Source organism: Sphingobacterium sp. UBA7625, assembly GCF_002484085.1.
GTDB lineage: Bacteria > Bacteroidota > Bacteroidia > Sphingobacteriales > Sphingobacteriaceae > Sphingobacterium > Sphingobacterium athyrii.
Map to the genome: position 1 here is coordinate 250,417 of NZ_DLJD01000051.1, position 15,737 is coordinate 266,153.

The 15,737-nt window shown below is 40.9% G+C and carries 14 protein-coding genes; 7 read left to right on the forward strand and 7 right to left on the reverse strand.

The features are described 5' to 3' along the window. The first annotated feature begins 71 nt into the window (after positions 1 to 71). Complete coding sequence (locus B4G94_RS21245; protein WP_286861779.1) at positions 72 to 3,017, forward strand: M16 family metallopeptidase; 2,946 nt, start codon at positions 72 to 74, stop codon at positions 3,015 to 3,017. 191 nt (positions 3,018 to 3,208) lie between these two features. Here the strand turns inward: B4G94_RS21245 and B4G94_RS21250 are convergent, their stop codons facing one another. Continuing rightward, the gene (locus B4G94_RS21250) at positions 3,209 to 3,730 is read right to left on the reverse strand and encodes an NADPH-dependent FMN reductase (RefSeq protein WP_108634760.1); all 522 of its coding nucleotides are present in this window, start codon (positions 3,728 to 3,730) and stop codon (positions 3,209 to 3,211) included. Between the two features lie 227 nt (positions 3,731 to 3,957). Between B4G94_RS21250 and B4G94_RS21255 the strand changes: the two genes are divergently transcribed. From B4G94_RS21255 to lepB, 5 genes are all read left to right on the forward strand, one after another. Next, complete coding sequence (locus B4G94_RS21255) at positions 3,958 to 4,755, forward strand: ParA family protein (RefSeq protein WP_108634761.1); 798 nt, start codon at positions 3,958 to 3,960, stop codon at positions 4,753 to 4,755. Position 4,756: 1 nt separating this feature from the next. After that, positions 4,757 to 5,692 carry a ParB/RepB/Spo0J family partition protein gene (locus B4G94_RS21260; RefSeq protein WP_165309293.1) on the forward strand — a complete coding sequence of 312 codons (936 nt, stop codon included), beginning with the start codon at positions 4,757 to 4,759 and terminating at the stop codon, positions 5,690 to 5,692. A 1-nt stretch (position 5,693) separates the two neighbouring features. Next, a complete protein-coding gene (locus B4G94_RS21265) occupies positions 5,694 to 6,416 on the forward strand; it encodes a DUF5683 domain-containing protein (protein ID WP_286861784.1) in 723 nt (240 codons plus the stop codon). A 172-nt stretch (positions 6,417 to 6,588) separates the two neighbouring features. Further along, entirely contained in the window at positions 6,589 to 7,332 is a 744-nt protein-coding gene (dapB, locus tag B4G94_RS21270) for a 4-hydroxy-tetrahydrodipicolinate reductase (protein ID WP_108634764.1), read from the forward strand. Between the two features lie 16 nt (positions 7,333 to 7,348). Further along, positions 7,349 to 8,917: a signal peptidase I gene (gene lepB, locus B4G94_RS21275; protein ID WP_108634765.1), complete on the forward strand. Its 1,569-nt coding sequence runs from the start codon at positions 7,349 to 7,351 to the stop codon at positions 8,915 to 8,917. 286 nt (positions 8,918 to 9,203) lie between these two features. On the opposite strand, the gene B4G94_RS21280 is transcribed toward lepB, so the two are convergent. Beyond that, positions 9,204 to 9,920 carry a pyridoxine 5'-phosphate synthase gene (locus B4G94_RS21280; RefSeq protein WP_108634767.1) on the reverse strand — a complete coding sequence of 239 codons (717 nt, stop codon included), beginning with the start codon at positions 9,918 to 9,920 and terminating at the stop codon, positions 9,204 to 9,206. Positions 9,921 to 9,981: 61 nt separating this feature from the next. On the opposite strand from B4G94_RS21280, the gene cdaA reads away from it, so the two are divergent. Then, entirely contained in the window at positions 9,982 to 10,776 is a 795-nt protein-coding gene (cdaA, locus tag B4G94_RS21285; RefSeq protein WP_181390572.1) for a diadenylate cyclase CdaA, read from the forward strand. Positions 10,777 to 10,914: 138 nt separating this feature from the next. Here cdaA and B4G94_RS21290 read toward each other — a convergent pair whose 3' ends face one another. From B4G94_RS21290 to B4G94_RS21310, 5 genes are all read right to left on the reverse strand, one after another. Next, complete coding sequence (locus B4G94_RS21290; RefSeq protein WP_286861789.1) at positions 10,915 to 11,760, reverse strand: DUF2911 domain-containing protein; 846 nt, start codon at positions 11,758 to 11,760, stop codon at positions 10,915 to 10,917. Between the two features lie 221 nt (positions 11,761 to 11,981). Then, positions 11,982 to 13,274 (reverse strand): glucose/galactose MFS transporter, encoded by a 1,293-nt coding sequence (gene gluP, locus B4G94_RS21295; protein ID WP_108634769.1) that lies wholly within the window; start codon positions 13,272 to 13,274, stop codon positions 11,982 to 11,984. Positions 13,275 to 13,555: 281 nt separating this feature from the next. Next, positions 13,556 to 13,981 (reverse strand): hotdog fold thioesterase, encoded by a 426-nt coding sequence (locus B4G94_RS21300; RefSeq protein ID WP_108634770.1) that lies wholly within the window; start codon positions 13,979 to 13,981, stop codon positions 13,556 to 13,558. Next, the gene (locus tag B4G94_RS21305) at positions 13,947 to 14,495 is read right to left on the reverse strand and encodes a DinB family protein (protein WP_104383679.1); all 549 of its coding nucleotides are present in this window, start codon (positions 14,493 to 14,495) and stop codon (positions 13,947 to 13,949) included. The genes B4G94_RS21300 and B4G94_RS21305 overlap by 35 nt, the downstream gene beginning before the upstream one ends. Beyond that, positions 14,476 to 15,705 (reverse strand): sensor histidine kinase, encoded by a 1,230-nt coding sequence (locus B4G94_RS21310; RefSeq protein WP_286861793.1) that lies wholly within the window; start codon positions 15,703 to 15,705, stop codon positions 14,476 to 14,478. The genes B4G94_RS21305 and B4G94_RS21310 overlap by 20 nt, the downstream gene beginning before the upstream one ends. Between the last annotated feature and the right edge of the window lie 32 nt (positions 15,706 to 15,737).

Here is a 15,737-nt window from a genome sequence, read left to right on the forward strand (position 1 = left end):
TTAGATGTTCGTGATAATATTGCATATCCACAGCAATTTATCTAAGTTTGAGTTGAAAAGAAAAAGGAAATATGATTAAAAATCTATTTAAAATTACCGCTGTAACGTTTGCTCTTACAACAGCGGGGGGAGCTCTGTTTGCCCAAAATGCCAAATTTGAATGGAAAGAAGCTTCTGAGGGTGGGTACGCCTACAAGTATGTGACCAATGACCCCACTCATTCAAGATTCTATAAACTTAAAAATGGCCTAACCGTTATTCTAAGTCCGACCAAAAAGGAGCCACGTATCCAGACCTACATCGCTACAAAAGCAGGAAGTAAAACCGATCCCAAGGATCATACTGGTTTGGCGCATTATTTGGAGCATATGCTCTTCAAGGGGACAGATAAATTTGGATCCAAAGATTGGGCGAAAGAAAAGCCTTTATTGGATGAGATTGACGCGCTCTATGAAAAGTACAACGGTACGACTGATGAGACACAGCGGAAAGCAATATACAAGGAAATTGACCGCGTGTCCGGTGAAGCTGCAAAGTATGCAATCGCAAATGAGTACGATAAGCTGATGGCATCCATGGGGGCCGAAGGAACAAATGCGTTTACCTCATTTGAACAGACGGTATACCAGGAGCAGATTCCAAGTAATGTAATGAATAAATATCTTGCTGTACAGGCTGAACGTTTTAGAAACCCGATACTGCGTCTGTTCCATACGGAGCTCGAGGCAGTATATGAAGAGAAAAATATCGGATTGGATAAAGATAGCCGAAAGGCTGTTGAGGCTATGTTTGAAGCCGCATTCCCAAATAATAACTACGGAAAGCAGACTACCATCGGTACTGTGGAACATCTGAAAAACCCCTCATTAAAAGCAATCCGTGAATATTTTAATACCTATTATGTGCCCAATAATATGGGGGTGATCATGTCCGGTGATTTTGAGCCTACAGAGGTCGTCAAAAAGGTCGATAAGAGTTTTGCTTTTATGCAGCCAAAAGAAGTACCGCCATATACTTTTGATCCTGAGAAACCTATTTTAAGCCCGATTGTTCGCGAGGTCAAAGGGCCGGATGCGGAATTTATGTTTATGGGATTCCGTTTCCCCGGGGCGGCGACCAAAGATGCACAACTATTAAATCTGATGAGTCAGATTCTGACGAACGGTTCCGCCGGTCTGATCGATCTGGATTTGGTAAAGAACCAGAAATTATTGGGCGCGGGGGCCTTTCCTTATGTATTAAAAGATTATTCCTTATTGATCCTTCAGGGGAATCCAAGTCAGGGACAGCGCCTGGAGGAGGTGCAGCAGTTATTGCTTAAAGAACTGGACAAATTGCGAAAAGGTGAGTTTTCGGATGACCTGATAGGTGCGATTGTCAATAATGCAAAAAAAGATGAGATCAAACAGCATGAAAGTTACGGTGACCGTGCTGAAGCTTTGATGGATGCTTTCACATCAGGTCAGGACTGGGCGTCGGTAGTTAGTTATTCTGACGGACTAAATAAGATTACAAAACAGGATATCGTCGATTTTGCCAATAAATATCTAAACGATAATAATTATGTTGTTGTTTATAAACGCAAAGGGGTAGACAATAATGTCGTTAAGGTTGTGAAGCCGGAAATTACACCAGTCACTGTCAATCGTGACGATCAATCTGATTTTCTGAAGGCAGTGGAAGCAATGCCTGAGGATAAAATCCAGCCGGTATGGGTAGACTATAATAAAGATGTTCAGAAAGCTACCGCAAATGGCCTGCCTGTGCTTGCGGTGAAGAATAATGATAACGAACTATTCTCGCTGTCCTATCGTTTTGATGTAGGTAAATGGAATAATAAATTACTTTCGCTGGCAGCAGGTTACCTGGAGTTTTTGGGTACAAAAGATAAATCCAGTGAGCAATTCAGTAAGGATTTTTATCAATTGGCGTCTGATTTTTCGGTGTCTGCCGGAAACGAGGAGACATTGGTTTCAATTTCGGGTTTAAACTCGAATTTTATCGCTACACAATCTTTAATTCAGGACTTATTGCGCAATTGTGTTTCTGATCAGGAAGCTTTCAAAATGTATATTACGCGTCTTAAGAAGTCCAGAGCCAATGCAAAGGAAAATAAAGGGGCTATCATGGAGGGGTTAAAATCGTATGCAAAATACGGAGCCAAAAATCCGTTCAATAATGTGTTTACAGATGCGGAACTGGATGCGTTGAAGGCGGAAGATTTGGTGAACGCACTGCATGATCTGGCCAATATGAAGCACACCATGCTTTATTTCGGGCCGTTGAGCGCCAGTGAATTTGTGGCAAAGGCAAAACCATTGAAACAGGGCACGGGTGACTACGTGAAGGGTGCAAAAGGTTTGGTGTTTACTGAGCTGCCAACGACTAAAAATCAGGTGCTATTTGCTGATTTTGATATGAAGCAAGCCGAAGTATTCTGGTATAGAACATCCGGCCAGTATTCGAACCCATTAACACCAACAGTGTCGTTGTTCAATAATTATTTTGGAGGTGGCATGGGAAGTATTGTCTTTCAGACCATTCGTGAATCAAAAGCGCTGGCCTATTCTACTTACGCATTCTATGGACAGCCCTATAAAAAAGAAAATCATTATACAGTAGGTGCTTATGTAGGGACACAGGCCGATAAATTCAATGAAGCGATCAAAGGTATGAATGAATTATTGGATGTGCTGCCTGAAAGTGCGAAAGGGCTGGATATTGCTAAAGTGAGTTTACAGAAGTCCATCGCCAGTGAGCGGGTGCTGAACGCATCTATTTTAAGTAGCTATCTGGCGGCTCAACGCTTGGGTAATACAACAGATATCCGTAAAGCTGTCTATGAACAGGCGCCTAAGCTGACTTATGGCGACTTAAGTATGTTCCACAAGAATGAAATGAGCCAAAAACCTTACGTATACTGTATTGTAGCGAAAGAAGATAGCCTTAAATCGGAAGATCTTGCCAAATTGGGCGAAGTAAAAAAACTTGACTTAAAAGAATTGTTTGGGTATTAGTTTTTTTAGCTATTCCTATTTTAGATAGGGGATTTGAAGCCTTCGCTGTGTCGAAGGCTTCTTTTTTTGCGATTCGGTTACCTGTATATTCTTGTCTTGGCAGATGGTCCGAATTGTTGCACGTAAGATATATGAAAAGCTCCAATGTGCCTGTTGGGGTACTCTCCACGGCGAATACCTGCAATGATGGATTAAAACCGTATAATTTCCTCAATCTGTTCGTTGATAAACTGGAGTGTGTCTTCTTTAAATAATTCCCCGTTTTCGTTCAGTTCCTGCTGCACATTGGGGAGGAATATCTTGAGCGGGAGGACATGCATTCTGAGGTAGTGACATATTCCGGTGAGATGATCTATCCCGCGTAGGTTGCCATATCTTCCGGAAGATAATCCTACCAACGCAACTTTTTTGTGGTAAAAACTGATCGGGAAAGTGCAGCAGTCAATAAAAAGTTTGAGCGCACCGGGGATGCTTCCGTTGTATTCAGGGGCGACAAAAATAAACATATCGGCTTGGCTGACCTTTTGCTGGATCGGTTCAAAAGCGGAACTTCTTTTTCCGTAAAGGTCTGTTTCTAAAATATTTGCAGGGAGATCTGATAGCGAAAGGATCTCGTTTTCAACGGATTTACGATGAAGTAGCCGTTGGTAGCATTTTGCTATTTTTAACGTCTTACTATGAGGACGGTTTGTTCCGGATATTATTAAAATCATTGTGTTGTTGATACTTATAAAAAGCACTATTTCAAAGTGGATACATATCTTGATTTTTTGTATCTTAGCATCCTGAGGATATGTGCTTTTGATCAATCAAAAGTACGAAATATGCTGAATTTGTTAGGCTAATTTAAATTTAGCGTAAATATTTGGACAAATTGATCTTCAGGAAAGTGAAATGTAGTGTAAAATGACATTTTAATAAAGAAAGGTTTTCATTCAAGATGGGAAAAGTAATCGCAATCGCAAACCAAAAGGGTGGGGTCGGAAAAACCACAACGTCAATTAACTTGGCGGCTAGTTTGGCGGTTTTAGAATATAAAACATTGTTGGTGGATGCGGATCCTCAAGCAAACTCTACTTCTGGGATTGGTTTTGACCCTCGTACGATCAATGAAAGTATATATGAATGTTTGGTCAATGATCTGAACCCAAGAGACGCTATTCAGTCTACTGAAACGCCTAATCTTGATCTTTTACCGGCTCATATTGACCTGGTAGGTGCGGAGATTGAAATGATCAATATGCACGAGCGGGAGTACAAGATGAAAAAGATCTTGGATCAGGTAAAAAATGATTATGATTTTGTTATCATTGACTGCTCACCTTCATTGGGATTAATTACCATTAATGCCCTGTCAGCATCCGATTCAGTAATCATACCGGTTCAATGTGAGTATTTTGCATTGGAGGGGCTGGGAAAATTGCTGAACACAATTAAAATTGTTCAGAACCGTTTAAATACTAGTTTGGAGATTGAGGGTATCTTATTGACGATGTATGATGTGCGTTTAAGGCTTTCCAATCAAGTTGTTGAAGAAGTGAAAACGCATTTTACGGATTTAGTTTTTGATACCATCATTCAACGTAATACCCGTTTAAGTGAAGCTCCTAGTTTCGGTATTTCTGTTATCATGCACGACGCTTCCTGTAAAGGTGCGATCAACTATTTGAATCTGGCGCGTGAAATATTGCAGAAAAACGGGCATTTTAATGAAATGAATACAACAGTAACCGCATAATATGGCAGCACATCAGCGTAAAACAGGACTGGGAAGAGGTTTAGGTGCGCTATTAAATGATAGTGTAGAAGCTCCTGCTAAAAATAATCAGCAAGTAGAGGAGGCTCCTCTAGTGACGCCCTCTACAGCAAATACAACAAAAGAAAATGGCAGTATCAGCCACGTCCGGGTAGAGGAGATATCGGTGAACCCGTTTCAACCTCGTACGGAATTTGACCCGGTCGCGTTACAGGAATTAGCTGAATCCATTACCTTACAAGGGTTAATCCAGCCGATTACCGTACGAAAGATTTCGGACGGAAACTACCAGTTGATCTCTGGGGAACGGCGTCTTCGGGCGTCAAGACTGGCGGGCATAACTGAGATTCCTGCCTATATCCGTACGGCCAATGATCAGCAGATGTTGGAAATGGCTTTGATCGAGAACATCCAACGTGAAAACTTAAATGCTATCGAAGTGGCTTTAAGCTTCCAGCGCATGATCGAGGAATGTAATTTGAAGCAGGAGGAATTGGGCGAGCGTGTCAGCAAAAACCGCTCGACAGTAACGAATTATTTGCGCTTATTAAAACTTCCACCGGTCATTCAAGCTGCCATACGTGATGGCGCTCTGACTATGGGGCATGCACGCGCGTTGATCAATATTGCAGAAGTAGATAAGCAGCTCTATATCTTTAAATTGATCATCGACCAAGGTCTTTCGGTTAGAAAAGCTGAAGAGCTGGTTCGTGAGCTTCAAAAAGGGGGCAAGAAAAAAGCGGGTAAGGACAAAACTCCAATGTCCTTTCAGTTACAGAAAATTGAAGATGATCTGGCTTCGAAATTTTCGTCAAGAGTCAAATTGAATTTAAAGAGCACCAAAGGCAAGGGGGCTATTGAGATTCCTTTTGAATCCGAGGACGACCTGAGCCGTATTCTTGAACTTTTAGATTGGTAATATGACCAAGTTAATAAGTTTGTTCTTTGCCTTATTTGCTGTACTCATCGTGCATGGACAGACTGTCGATACAATTTCCAAAAAACCGGTTCAAACGCTCAAAACAGAAAGTTTGAAACCAAAGTCAGCGCAGGATACAGTAAAAAAGGAATCCCGAAAAGAACGTAAAAAGCGTGAAAAGGAGGAAGCCAAAGCGAAGGAGAAGGTCGTATTTAAAGATTCTACGCGTTTAGCGATTGAAGCAAAGAATAAACAGGCCTGGAAGCGTTCTTTGGTACTTCCCGGTTGGGGGCAGTATACCAACGGTGGTGTATGGTGGATAAAAGTTCCTGCGATCTATGGCGGATTGGCGACTACAGTGCTCGTCTTCGATTTTAATAATAAATATTACAAAGAACTTCTGGGGGTGCTAAAAGCGAGGGAAGACGGATCGGCGGAGGATCCCTTTTATCAGGGCCGTCCAACAGAAACAATTATTCGTGCAAAGGATAATGCAAGGCGAGACCGGGATCTGATGGTATTACTCACTCTCGGTGTGTATGGATTGAACGTCGCCGAAGCTTATATCGATTCGATGCTAAAATATCGCTGGAGCATCGGCGATGATAAGCCCAAAAAGACGGCTTTTTCCATTGGACCTACATTAATGGATGCGAGTCTTGCATCTGGTTCGTTTACTTTTAAACCTACTGTTGGATTAAAGTTGTCCATGAAATTCAATTAAAACTGCGGGCCGCAGTCCGTATGAAGCGCCGTTGGATGGCAATTTAATGTCTTTATTGGTCTTTGAATAGGGACACTTTTAATAAAAAATCGTTGTTAACCACGGTTTTGTGTCTGTTTTTCACTGGAATTTTTTAATTTTAAAAATAAACTATACTTTATTTTCTAGATATATGAACATCATTCTCTTGGGATATGGCAAAATGGGGCAGATTATCGAAAGGTATGCACTGAAAAGAGGCCATCAGATTTTTTTAGTTGTGGATGAAAATAATCGTCCCAGCCTGACAGTTGATGATATTAAGGGAGCTGATGTAGCGATCGACTTTAGTGTGCCATCTGCTGCTCTGGATAATATGAATCTTTGTCTGGAAGCTGGTGTGCCGATTGTCGTAGGGACAACGGGCTGGTACGATCAACTGGAAAGTGTCAGAGAAAAATGTTTGGACTTAGATGGAACTATTTTATATGGTTCAAATTTTTCGATCGGCGTGAATGTATTTTTCCATATTAACCGTATGTTGGCACAGGCTTTACAGCCTTATAAACAATATGATGTTCAGGTTGAAGAAATTCACCATATCCACAAATTGGATGCACCGAGTGGTACAGCGATTACCATAGCAGAAGGTATCTTGGACCACAGTGATGTGAAGACAAACTGGGTCAACACCGTTGTGGGGGAGCAGGATGAAATTATTCCTAAACCACAAGAACTTCTCATAGAGAGCCATCGCATTGAAGAAGTCCCGGGTACACATACCGTATTGTACAGTTCCGAAGTCGATCAAATAGAATTTAAGCACACTGCACATAGCCGTGACGGCTTTGCTTTGGGAGCAGTAGTTGCTGCTGAGTGGCTGAACGGTAAAAAGGGATTTTATCAAGTGACGGAAATTTTCGATTTTAATAAATAGTACTAATTAATAGATTATGTGGTTAATTATCTTTGCGGTTTTAACGGCAATAGCAGGATATGGATTGTGGCAATTGTTTGTTAAAGCTGGCAGAAAAGGCTGGGAAGCAATCGTACCTTTTTATAGTCAATATATTCAAGCCAAATTAACGGGGCGCCCAACCTGGTGGGTGATCTTATTGCTGATTCCGATTGTTAATATTTTTGTTTTCTATAACCTGTACCTCGACTTTATCCATTGTTTTGGCAAGCGTCGTTTCTGGGAAAATGCGGCAGCTGTTTTGGTGCCGTTTATTGTACTGCCAATGTGGGCAAAAGATAATAACGTACGTTTTCTAAATGGCTTGTATGCGAAAAATCTGAAGACCGCCGCACAGGAAGGTGTTGAATTGACTGAGGAAAAGCGCGCAGAAATTGAGCAGGAGTCCTATAGGGAATACAAGATTAAATATCCGTATAAAAAATCTATGGTACGTGAATGGGCTGACGCCATTGTGTTTGCAACTGTTGCCGCATCGCTTATTCGTGGATTTTTAATTGAAGCTTACATGATCCCTACCGGATCAATGGAACGTACTTTATTGATCGGTGATTTTCTATTTGTGAGTAAATTGAACTATGGACCTCGTGTACCTAATACGCCAATAGCATTTCCTTTTGCGCATCATACCATGCCAATAACTGGCGGTAAAGCCTACTCTGAGCTTATCGAGCTGCCTTACAAACGTCTGCCGGGTTTTCAAAAGATCGAACGAAATGATGTTGTTGTCTTTAATTTCCCTGCAGGGGACACAGTGGCCCTAGAAAATCAGAATGCCAGTTACTATGACCTGGTAAGGGCATATGGCTGGCAAACAGTGAATGCGCAATTTACGATTCAGGCCCGCCCAATAGACAAACGTGAAAATTATATCAAACGTTGTGTGGGTTTGCCGGGAGATAAGATCTCAATGAAGGATGCAAAACTCTTTGTCAATGACCAACCTGGATTTGATCCGCCTGAAAGTCAATTGGATTATCTGGTGCTGACCGACGGAACTCCATTGAACATGGATCGTCTACGGGAATTGAGAATAGAGGCCGTAGGCTCGGATCAACAGCCCGGGGTTTATCAACTGTTTATGACAAAGGACGAGCTGGCATTGGTGAAATCCTGGTCAAATGTAAAAGAAATCAGAAGAAGTCCAGTTGGGGAAGGTGCCTATCCATATGACCCTCAGTATAAGTGGGATTTTGATAACTTCGGTCCAATACTCATTCCTAAAAAAGGCTGGACGGTTGCGCTGAACGCGCAAACACTACCAATTTATGAACGTGCAATTCACGTTTATGAAAATAATAAATTGGAGAAACGGGCTGACGGGATTTATATCAATGATGTCAAAGCGGATAGCTACACTTTTAAAATGGATTATTTCTGGATGATGGGGGATAACCGCCACAATTCTCTGGATTCAAGAGGATGGGGCTTTGTTCCTGAAGACCATATTGTGGGTAAGGCATTATTCACCTGGATGAGCTGGGATGAAATCGGTTCGGGCTTTTCTAAAATTCGCTGGAACCGTATATTTAAGGGAATTCATTAATCCTTTCATAAGAAGTTCATCTTCTTTTGATGGTGGATTTAAAACAAATAGAAAAAGGCTTTNNAAAGCCTTTTTCTATTTGTTTTTTCCTTATTCTGGAACCCCTCTTTAGTCTTGTTTTTTGCGAGGAGATGCAACTGTGGCTTACGGTACCCGGCTGTTTGGACAAAATCCTGGCGCTAACCGGAACGCTCCCCCCAGTAGAGATGTACTTATTTATCAGGTACCTTTAGCGACATGTACTTTAGCTGTGCTTAAACAGTGTAGCCAGCCTTCCTCGTATCGTTTATTTTAAGCAGGCCAGATAGCGTTTGATTGTTTCTTCAAGTCCGAGGTATAGCGCGTCTGAAATTAAGGCATGGCCAATGCTGACTTCCAGTAATTCGGGTATATGCTGATTAAAATACTGGAGGTTGTTTAAATCCAGGTCATGACCGGCATTCAGACCTAATCCAACTTCACGTGCTTTCAGTGCAGCTCTGAAATAGGGGCTGATGGCCGCATCTTTATCAAAACCATATTCGCTGGCGAAGCCTTCTGTGTATAATTCGATACGATCCGTACCTGTTTCAGCTGCTGCCTCGACCATCTCCTCAACTGGGTCCACAAAGATCGAAACACGTATACCGGCATCTTTGAACAATTGGCACATATCCTTTAAGTAGGCTTTGTTTTTGATCGTATCCCAACCATGATTGGAGGTCAACTGTCCTTCAGCATCCGGCACCAAGGTGACTTGTGCGGGCTTATTGGCGAGGACAAGATCAATGAATTTCTGTTCCTGGCAATTGCCTTCGATATTGAGTTCGGTCTGAATTTCAGCTTTTAAGTCAAATACATCCTGATAGCGGATATGCCTTTCGTCCGGTCTTGGGTGGACAGTGATGCCCTGCGCTCCAAAACGTTCGCAGGCTAATGCAGCAGCCACAAGATTAGGATTATTGCCTCCTCTTGAATTTCTGAGTGTTGCGATTTTATTGATATTTACTGAAAGTCTAGTCATTTTTACTATATGTTATAGGGTAAAAATACGAATAATATCTATTTTTTTTTAACTTGCATATATGGATGGAATCGATTATAGCTTGTTTAGTGGCTTTCGCCTATTGGACGTTATCGATATTATATTGGTCGCGATTATTATCTACTATATCTATAGTCTGATTCGGGGTACCATTGCGGTGAATATTTTGATCGGGGTGGCCTTATTTTATGGGGTTTATATTGTCGTCAAACAGATGCACATGCGTCTATTGACCGAAATATTCGGGGGATTTATATCTGTAGGTTCCATTGCGCTTATCGTGGTATTCCAGCAGGAAATCAGGCGCTTTTTGCTCCATGTGGGCAAGAATATATCGATGAAACGAAAGAAGGTTTTCTGGTCTTTTTTAGGAAATAAAAAAGCTATACAGAAGGATCTGACCGAGGATTTAAGGCCAGTTGTGGAGGCTTGTAGAAGCATGTCGCGTACACGCACCGGGGCGCTATTGGTTTTCTCAAAATATTTTGATGAGGAATATTACCAGAGCAGCGGCGAATATATTGACGCTCATATTTCGAAACGACTAATCGAGAGCATCTTCCATAAAAATAGCCCCTTGCATGATGGTGCAGTAGTGATTGTCGATTTTAAAATTATGACGGCTTCCTGTGTATTGCCACTTTCGGATAGTGAGGATTTACCGCTACAATTTGGGTTGCGGCATCGTGCGGCGATCGGGGTGACAGAAATTTCCGACGCCATAGCGGTCATTGTCTCCGAAGAAACCGGAGAGATATCTTTTGCAAAGGACGGCAATGTGAATATGAATGTTTCGCCTGAGGAATTGGAACAACTGCTGAAAGATGAGTTATAAAAATGAAGTTGGCCAAGAGTAAAGCGAACTCGCTGCCGATTGAATAAAGGGAGAGGCTGGGGGACACGAATGAAATTAACAAAAAGCGGGGGTATCCAATCTTTTGGATCCCCCCGCTTTGCTTCTGGTTATCACTGCTTATTTTTTTGCCGCATTGATAATCTGCGTATTCAATTTGATGTATTCGCTATTTTTACCCTCCGTAGCGACTTCAACTCCTTTCGTAGCCGTTTCTATGGCACCTTTCTTATCGCCGGCTTTGAGCTGCGCTTTCGCCTTCCAGTACAATACATGGGCTGCTTTAGGCTGTGCTTTCGCGGCTTCGTCAAACCAAGCTAATGCTTTCTTCTCGTCTATATTATTGTTGAAATAATATTGGGCAGCAGCGAAATAAGGTTTTTTCTCACCTTTCATTGCTTCCTCTATGGAGGCGATGATTTTTGCCTGTTGATTGACTTTAAGCGCTACTTTTATTGCTGTTTTCTCCCATGCAAGACTTAATATGGCATCTGTTGGTGTGACATTGTCGAAAGAGATCGTAAATGTTTCAACCGGACTACTTAAATTCTGTGGCTTAACATTGAAACGAAGTGCATCTTCGGACTGATTATAAGTGTAGGCACCCCATTGTTTGATATTCTTGCTGATAATTACAGTCCACTCGTTCTTGTTAGGGATGGTGAATAATGCATAGGTTCCTGCAGCGAGTTTATTTCCGTTGATTGTAACATCACCTTCAAAGGTCAAGGTTGTATTGGTATTGGCACCTGTACGCCATACCTCATTGTAAGGTACAAGGTCACCAAAGATCTTACGGCCGTTCATGCTCGGACGGCTGTAGTTAAGGGTTACATTTTCAATCCCTAATCCCTGTGTAACTGTTTGGGCACTACTTGCTGCCGGAAATTTTAACTGGGCATAGGATTCATTGGCAGTAAACATTAAGGCTGCTGCAAATGCAATGGCAAAGAATTTCTTTTTCATTTGTTCGATAATTACTTTTTGGGCCAATTAGCCCGGTGATTTATGAATATAGAATTTTGCTAATTAATGGCTAATGCTTTTTTAGTTCGTATAAAGCATGTCGCATAGTCTGTAATCGAGTAAATCCGTGCTGCAACTGAACTTGGATTTATCTTTTAAAAATAGGAAGAATTTCACAAAAAAGGGCNNGCCCTTTTTTGTGAAATTCTTCGGTACTTTTCTTACGCTTTTTTTCCAATTTTATGACCTGCTATTGAAAAGTACATGATATATAAATATCCGGGAATCATGGCATAAAGAAATGCATGTTGAAAATCAATATGCAAATGATCTTTTAAATAACCATAGACTAATGGCCAAATCGCACCACCTGCGATTCCCATGATCATGATGGCCGATCCGGTTTTTGTGAATTTTCCTAGCCCTTTGATTCCTAATGGGAAAATTGCTGGCCACATTAAAGAGTTTGCAATTCCTAATAAAGCAACAAAGACAAATGATGTGGTTCCGGTTGTAAAAACAGATATAAGCGTAAATGTAATTCCTATAATGGTACAGATTCGTAGTGCCATCTGTTGAGATACATATTTAGGAATCGAGATGATACCGATAATGTACCCGATCAGCATACACGAAAGTGTAAAAGCTGTGGCGTATGTTGTAAAGAACGGATCTACTTTTAGCTCCCGTGCGTAGACACCAATGATATCCCCTGCCATTACTTCAACCGCAACACAGAAGAAAATGGCCAGTGCTCCTAAGAAGAGGTGTGGAAATTGAAAGATCGACGTTTTTTTCGCTATGACATTGCCATTTTCTTCTCCACTTTCTTCTTCTGCATCAACGTCGACTTCTGGAAGATGTGTGAATTTCAAGAAAATTGCGAATGCAACAAAGATTACAGCCAGGGAGATGTAAGGCGTGTGAACGCGTTGGAGGAGGTCATCCAAAATGGCATTTTTTTGCACTAGATCTACTGTAGCTTCTAATTTAGCCGTTACATTTTGTGCGTCTTTCAAAAATAGTGTTCCAAATAATATCGGTACAATAATTCCTGCGGATTTATTAAAGAATCCTGCTATCGAGATCCGTTGTGCAGCACTATCTATTGGGCCAATAATACTCAAATAAGGATTAACAGCAGTTTGAAGTAGGGCCATACCCGATCCCTGAATAAATATCCCCGTTAAAAATAACCCATAACTTCTGCTATCGGCCGCAGGGATGAAAATCAAGGATCCCAAACCTAATATAACAAGACTGACTACTAAGCCATTTTGGAAGCCTATTTTTTTTATAATAACTGAACTTGGAAGTGCCAGAAAAAAATAAGCAATATAGGATGCGAAGGTTACAAAAAATGCCTGTAAATCTGTTTCTAAATTACAAGCAATCTTTAAGAACGGAATTAACGTTCCGTTTGCCCAGGTAATAAAACCGAGGATAAAAAATAATCCACAGCAAATGGCCATAGGGCGAAAAGCTGTTTTACCAACGTTAGGATTAGTGGTCATGTTTTATTTTATATATTTAGTTAAGTTATCGTTCACGGATTTGTCAATCAGTACAAAATAGCTTTAGGCAAACGATTGCATGCTATTTTTGTTGATTTTTAAAATATCCATCTTACAAGACTACTTAATTTTCTTGAATATCGGAAATAAATAAAGCGGGATTTTGATAATTATTTGGCAAAAAAAAGAAGAATAAATTGTTAAAATTATTCTTCTTTGCTTGTTAATATTGTTGATTTCGAATTACATGGTGCTAATAAATCGAGTTAGCAAACTCGGTCTTATTTGGGCACGATAGCTACTGTAAGTCTTGAGATACAATTCAGCTTATCGAAGCGATCATACATTTTTATCTCCCAGATATGTGTCGATCGACCAATGTGAATTGGGCTGCATTTTGCCGTAATGATTCCGCTGCTTACCGGCCGGATATGATTTGCATTGACTTCGAGCCCTACACCGCGATATTTATCTGGGTCGACGACTAAATTAGATGCAATGCTGCCTAACGATTCTGCGAGTACCACCGATGCACCACCATGTAGGATACCATGAGGTTGTTTCACATTATCTGTGACGGGCATGGTTGCCGTAATGCTGTTGTCATCAATTTCGGTCGCGCTGATTTCCAATAAACCGGATAGGTATTTATTGAAAAAGACATTTATTTCCTCAATGTTGTAAGGCTGAAACCAAATTTTTGACATCGTCTGAGTTTAAATAACGTTCCTGAATTATAATGCGGTGATGGTTAAGATGTCCAGCAATCACATATAATAATGCTTTGACACTGGTCAGTCGCTCTGAGGCCATGCCTTTGCGTTCTAACTCAGCATCGTTGAAACTGTTGAACAGCATGAGGTTGGCCTTACGCAGATAAGTAAACTCTTTGCTTAGGCTTTCCAATGTACGGTCATTGTAACGGGAGTGTTGAATAAAGTAGTCCTGATCATAACCGGCCAGCTCTTTCAGATCGTTGCGTGAAAATCGCAAGGCACGGTAAGCCATGATGCGCTCATTGTCAATAACATGACCGACTACTTCTTTAATTGTCCATTTGTCTTCGGCATATTTGAAATTACCTCTTTCTTCTGGAATGGTATCCAGAAATGCCGGAAAAGAGAGCGTTTGTTCTTCCAATACATCTAATACATTATCGACTACAGTCTCAATATAAGGAGCATATACTGCCGGATATTCGTCAGATTTGAGTGGCTTCATATTTTAAGTTGCTTTTTAAGATTATTCGAAAAGTTGTTCCTTTACCTATTTCAGATTCTTTAACAAAGATTTGTCCTTGATGATACCGCACCATTCGTTTGGTTAAGCTAAGGCCAAGTCCCCAACCTCTTTTACGTGTTGTAAAACCCGGCTGGAAGACAGATTCAAAATTTGATCTTGGAATTCCTTTGCCCGTATCACTAATGTCTATAAAAATTTCTTCTTTCGCAATATTTTCTGAAATATTAACAGTTATCTTTCCTTCTGTGCCAATTGCATTTACGCCGTTTTTCAATAAATTTTCGATAATCCAGTCAAAAAGTGGAATATTAAGTTTGGCTTCTACATGGGTATCTCCCGTTAATTCGAATGTAATTTTATTACTGGTCCGTATCCGGAAATAATCCACGTAATTTTTGATGACCTCATAGAGGTTGTGATTGGTCAGCACAGGTGTTGAACCTATTTTTGAAAAACGATCGGCGACGATCTCCAATCGTTTAATATCATTTTCCATTTCATTCAGCGTATCGTCTTCCTCAGCGTCAAATTTGATGCGAATCAGCTCCAGCCAGCCCATTAATGAAGATATGGGGGTTCCCAATTGATGGGCGGCTTCTTTTGTTAGCCCTACCCAGACAAGGTTTTGCTCGGATTTTCGAATGGAATTGAAAACGGTATAAGCAATAATCAGGAAGAGGGCAATAAGTGATAACTGAACATAGGGGAATACACGCAATTGCTGTAAAAACCAAGAGTCTTTATAGTAAACATGCCATTTTTGACCATTTTCCAATTCCAAAGTAATGGGCGGATGACTCTTTTTCATAAAGGCAAGCTGTTTATGGAAATAATTTGGGTCATATTCCAGCTGCTTTGTAACACTGTCATTATGGATTGGCTTGATATTGGTCTTGGTGGAATCCAGATTGCGCCAAAAAATAATATCGTCTTTATCGTCGGTGATGATTGCAGGTAGATTTAAACTATCTCTGACAGCATAGATGAATGTAATGAATTCATCGTCCACATCGGGCATGGTCATGATATTTTTGGTGCTCATTGCCCATACCTCGGCTTTGGAACGTTCGGCATGGGCGAGATTCCGGACAAGATAATTGGTATAAACCAAGGATGCGATGGCAATGATCGCCGCAAAGATGAGCAAAATAAATTTCCAGCGTTGTTGGCTTATCTGAGAGGGTTTCATGATTCCGTATTTTGTACTCAGCTGCAAATTAA

What these genes read in the sequence shown, in the direction of transcription:
- gluP (WP_108634769.1), bottom strand. Translation starts at nt 13,274, where the DNA reads ATGACCACTAATCCTAACGTTGGTAAAACAGCTTTTCGCCCTATGGCC.
- B4G94_RS21300 (WP_108634770.1), bottom strand. Translation starts at nt 13,981, where the DNA reads ATGTCAAAAATTTGGTTTCAGCCTTACAACATTGAGGAAATAAATGTC.
- B4G94_RS21255 (WP_108634761.1), top strand. Translation starts at nt 3,958, where the DNA reads ATGGGAAAAGTAATCGCAATCGCAAACCAAAAGGGTGGGGTCGGAAAA.
- B4G94_RS21310 (WP_286861793.1), bottom strand. Translation starts at nt 15,705, where the DNA reads ATGAAACCCTCTCAGATAAGCCAACAACGCTGGAAATTTATTTTGCTC.
- B4G94_RS21290 (WP_286861789.1), bottom strand. Translation starts at nt 11,760, where the DNA reads ATGAAAAAGAAATTCTTTGCCATTGCATTTGCAGCAGCCTTAATGTTT.
- dapB (WP_108634764.1), top strand. Translation starts at nt 6,589, where the DNA reads ATGAACATCATTCTCTTGGGATATGGCAAAATGGGGCAGATTATCGAA.
- B4G94_RS21280 (WP_108634767.1), bottom strand. Translation starts at nt 9,920, where the DNA reads ATGACTAGACTTTCAGTAAATATCAATAAAATCGCAACACTCAGAAAT.
- B4G94_RS21305 (WP_104383679.1), bottom strand. Translation starts at nt 14,495, where the DNA reads ATGAAGCCACTCAAATCTGACGAATATCCGGCAGTATATGCTCCTTAT.
- B4G94_RS21260 (WP_165309293.1), top strand. Translation starts at nt 4,757, where the DNA reads ATGGCAGCACATCAGCGTAAAACAGGACTGGGAAGAGGTTTAGGTGCG.
- cdaA (WP_181390572.1), top strand. Translation starts at nt 9,982, where the DNA reads ATGGATGGAATCGATTATAGCTTGTTTAGTGGCTTTCGCCTATTGGAC.
- B4G94_RS21250 (WP_108634760.1), bottom strand. Translation starts at nt 3,730, where the DNA reads ATGATTTTAATAATATCCGGAACAAACCGTCCTCATAGTAAGACGTTA.
- B4G94_RS21265 (WP_286861784.1), top strand. Translation starts at nt 5,694, where the DNA reads ATGACCAAGTTAATAAGTTTGTTCTTTGCCTTATTTGCTGTACTCATC.
- lepB (WP_108634765.1), top strand. Translation starts at nt 7,349, where the DNA reads ATGTGGTTAATTATCTTTGCGGTTTTAACGGCAATAGCAGGATATGGA.
- B4G94_RS21245 (WP_286861779.1), top strand. Translation starts at nt 72, where the DNA reads ATGATTAAAAATCTATTTAAAATTACCGCTGTAACGTTTGCTCTTACA.